At 33.4% G+C, this 3,790-nt stretch carries 3 protein-coding genes and 1 pseudogene; all 4 read right to left on the bottom strand.

Annotated features, from left to right (window positions below; genetic code table 11):
* Positions 1-805, bottom strand: a pseudogene (locus F6K22_RS35145) (tetratricopeptide repeat protein); the annotation flags it as partial.
* A gap of 199 nt (positions 806-1,004) precedes the next feature.
* A complete protein-coding gene (locus F6K22_RS35140) occupies positions 1,005-2,318 on the bottom strand; it encodes an AAA family ATPase (RefSeq protein ID WP_293109124.1) in 1,314 nt (437 codons plus the stop codon).
* Positions 2,319-2,580: 262 nt separating this feature from the next.
* Positions 2,581-2,775: a hypothetical protein gene (locus F6K22_RS35135; protein ID WP_293109122.1), complete on the bottom strand. Its 195-nt coding sequence runs from the start codon at positions 2,773-2,775 to the stop codon at positions 2,581-2,583.
* Between the two features lie 562 nt (positions 2,776-3,337).
* On the bottom strand, positions 3,338-3,751 hold the full coding sequence (locus F6K22_RS35130) for a Ycf51 family protein (RefSeq protein WP_363275111.1): 414 nt from the start codon (positions 3,749-3,751) through the stop codon (positions 3,338-3,340).
* Between the last annotated feature and the right edge of the window lie 39 nt (positions 3,752-3,790).

Below are 3,790 nucleotides of genomic sequence, written 5' to 3'. Positions count from 1 at the left end.
CAATACCCTTATTGTTCCAAGCTTCGTAATTATTTGGTTCTATTTCTAAGGCTTCATCACAAGCTAATATTGCTTCTTCATTTTGCTTTAACCTCCTATATAGACAAGCATTTCTTACTAATAAATGTGCTTTTTGCTCAAAAGGAAACCTATCTTCATCAAGTAAACTTTTAATTCTCACCCACTCATGCTTACGTTCTTGTCGAGTAAACTTTATATAATCATCTAATTCTTTTCCAGAAATTGCCAAAGATTCCTTTCGCACAGTTTCCTCATCCATAGGAAACTGAAACAACCCAGAACGCCAATCAAAAAAATCTGGCGCACGTTTAATTAGATAATCTAAAGCAAACCTTGGTAACAGAAACACAAAGCAAATATCAAAATCATCCCTAAATCTTTCTCGCTGCTGATTCAAATTAACTAAAACCGGAGGAACCCCCCTTTTACTAATAGAAATAATCTCATTATTATCCAAACCTCGTTCTTTCATATCCTCTTCATATAGAGAGAGAGAATATTCCAAACCAGTCACAAACAAAATATCAATATCTGCCAGTAATGGTAATTCTTTAACTCGGTTGTAAAAATTATAAACAGTCTTATCCAAAGACAAAATTTCCGCTTTTTCCTGGGGAAGCTCCAGCCGAATTTTTTCCATAATTTCTGTTCCCTGTTGTGGCGAACATTCCACAAACAATAAACCAAAACCTTCCGTAAATCTAATAGCTTCTACTAAAGCTTCATATTCCTCTTCAACTGTTAAAGGTAAATCTTCTTCCCAAGCAATTTTTTCTCCCTTCATTGCACCAACTCCTGAAATTATTGCACTCCTTTAATAATTTGCTTACTCTACTTTTTTTATGAGCAGGTTAATCTGATTTAACATTGATACCATTAGAAAAAAAGAAATAATATTTCTCAATATTCAATCAAGTACGGTTTTAACAAGAGCTAATTACCCATTATCAATTATCAATTATCCATTATCCATTATCCATTAATTAAACCAACTCCTGAAATTCTTGCACTCCTTTAATCAATGGGTGAACATCATACCAAACTTGCTTTTCTCCTTTTTCATCAAAGTAAATATATTCCAGCAAACAACGATTAAATAATAGGTTGCGGTACTGCTGATTATTTAAGATTTTTTTAGAACGAAAAACATCTGCCAATACTTGCCATTCTTCTTGTTGAACAGACCTTTTATAAGAAACTCTTGCTTCCGTAATTGCTCTTTGTACAACTCTGGCAGAAATAGGTAATTTACCTCCAGCACGTTTAATTACATTTTGCATCAAAAGCATTAAATCTCGAACATGACCTCCACTTATTAAGCAAAGTTTATCCAACACTTCTCGACTTTCAAATAAATCTGTTTCTAAAGATAAATCTGACTTAACTTCCTTAACCCTTCTGTCAAGAATTTCCCTAATTGTAGCAACTCCTAATTCATCAACTTCTCCCTCCAGAGTCTCCACCATAATCATTGGTAAAACTTGAGGATCGTCATATTCAACTTTCAGATTAGGAGCCTGATTAGAATAGACCATAGAAATAGGAATTGTATAAATTGTATGACAATCCAATCCTTTAAGTTGGGCACTACGGTCAATAAAAATTTCATCGTGATTACTACGTCCGTCTGGCTGCACAATTGGTACAATGCGGTCTAAACTATCAGCAATTATTACCAACTCAGAACCAGATTCTAATTTCTTTTTCCCATCACCAATAAAAGTATTTATCGCCTCAATTAAACTTTCAGTATAAGGATTAATTTTTTCTCTAATTTTTTTTCTTAAAGTAGGTTCAGCTCTAATATTAGCAGTAAGTTTTGCATATTGACTAATTTGTGATTCAAGCGCCAAACTTTCTAAAGATATTTCTGTAGTTGCTAAATCTTTTAAATCTGCCCACCGCCCTTTTAACCAATCTAATAGTGGTTGAGGATTAGCTTGTTTCAAATGTTCTAATAAATGTCTCGTACAAGCCAACAAAATATCAGCATATTCCGTATCTTCTGGATTAATATCTTGTTCTTCAGCAGCAAAATAAACAACAAAATATTTTTGAATTTCCAGGTATTCTTTAAGTCGCAAAAGTTCCGTTGACTTACCCGCACCCCGATGTCCGGCATAAAGTTGACAAGTATTATTATCAGAGTATTCAATATTCGTAGCTAAATCTGTAATAACATCTCCATCTCCCCTGACTTCCCGACAATCAACATATACTGGACTACCTGGTTGTAGAGGTTCAAAAGGTTTAAAAGCATTAAATAATCTTTTTAATAAATCTCTCTGATTTGTCATCTATTAAAAATTTCCTTTTTTGATTTGGTATAATAAACATTATTCAGTCATAAATTTACAAAACTTTTCAACAATTTCAGTTTTCCTTTAGCAGGTGAAAGGTTTGCCATCTGTTAATGTATATAGCAATCAGGAATGAGATGTGAGAATTGAGGTGTTTCTTAAAAGGATAGAATATAGCAGTTATCTTATGAAGAAGATACATTTTCTTCTTGACTGTTCCCTGTTCCCTGTTCCCTAAAATTATCCAATATCTCACAACTCAAATCATATTGCTATATATATCTTCTTCCGAGTCTTTCAGAAAATCAAATTTTGGATTTGTAGCTGTTGCGTAAAGCGATTCTTGTTCGTTTATTTCTTCTAACTGTTGTGCTGCTTTGTCTCCTATTTTTTTCCTCTCCCTTTTCACCAAGTTACCAATAAAATATCTATTAATTTTGTAGGACTTACGCAAAGACCGTATATATAGAGTTCAAAAACTATAACGATCTAGTTTTTTCCGCTATATGTAGTACCTCTGCGTAAGTCCTGTTTTGATTAAAAAAAGCAATTATAAGAGGATTTAAACCTTCTTAAACCCTCCGGTTTATAGAAACCGGGGATTTAAATCTAGAGCTATAAAAGCTGTTAACGTAGTTCCTCCGCAGGAGGCTAGTGCCGCTACGCGGAAGTCAGAAGTCAGAAGTCAGAAGTCAGAAGTATTGATTAGTAAGACTTTTAGGATTTTGTAACTGGTCAGTTATTTCCGCCATTCTGCACTAGCTGTTTGCGGAGCATTCCGGTACGGAAATGCTAAAAGCTAAAAGCTAGTTAAATTTTTATCCTACCTTAGCATTCAAATATCTCTTTAGATGTATACCGAATAATTAATAATTAAATAATTCTGGTTTAAAGCCTCTCCTTTTAAGAAAAAAAAGAAATAATATTTCCTTATCTTCAAATTCTGTTACGGTGTTAACCAGAGGTAGGTAATTATCAATTATCAATTATCCATTATCCATTATCCATTAATGAACTTAACTTTCCAAATTTTCACTCTGATAACTTTCCAACTTAGCTAAACTTTCTGGAAAAATTTTAATATCTATATTTTCATCTTCCCGTTGAGACAAAGAACGTTTAACTTCCCCTAAATAAAGTGGTTCAGAAATACCTTCCTCTGGATGAATAATAGTTCTAACTCTAATAGTTAATTGATTTTCTCCACCTAAACGACCTGGTGAAAATAAATCTCCTGCAGCTTGCTCTATTGTTGCTGCTAATTCTGATTCTGAAATACTCGGAGAAACAGCAATTACTGTTTGAGTTCCGCCATTATCATAAACTAATGTATATGGAACCGAACCTGGAATTTCTACACGGGTAAATAATCCTAAACTTAAACCAAATAAACCAGCAGTTAACACTCCCATAAAACCTGTTACTCCCACCAGTTAAAACTAAATCCCCATTTCAAAAAAAAACCCAAA

The organism is Okeania sp. SIO2F4 (assembly GCF_010672385.1).
Classification (GTDB): Bacteria; Cyanobacteriota; Cyanobacteriia; order Cyanobacteriales; family Microcoleaceae; genus Trichodesmium.
This window is presented reverse-complemented; position numbering and strand designations above follow the sequence as displayed.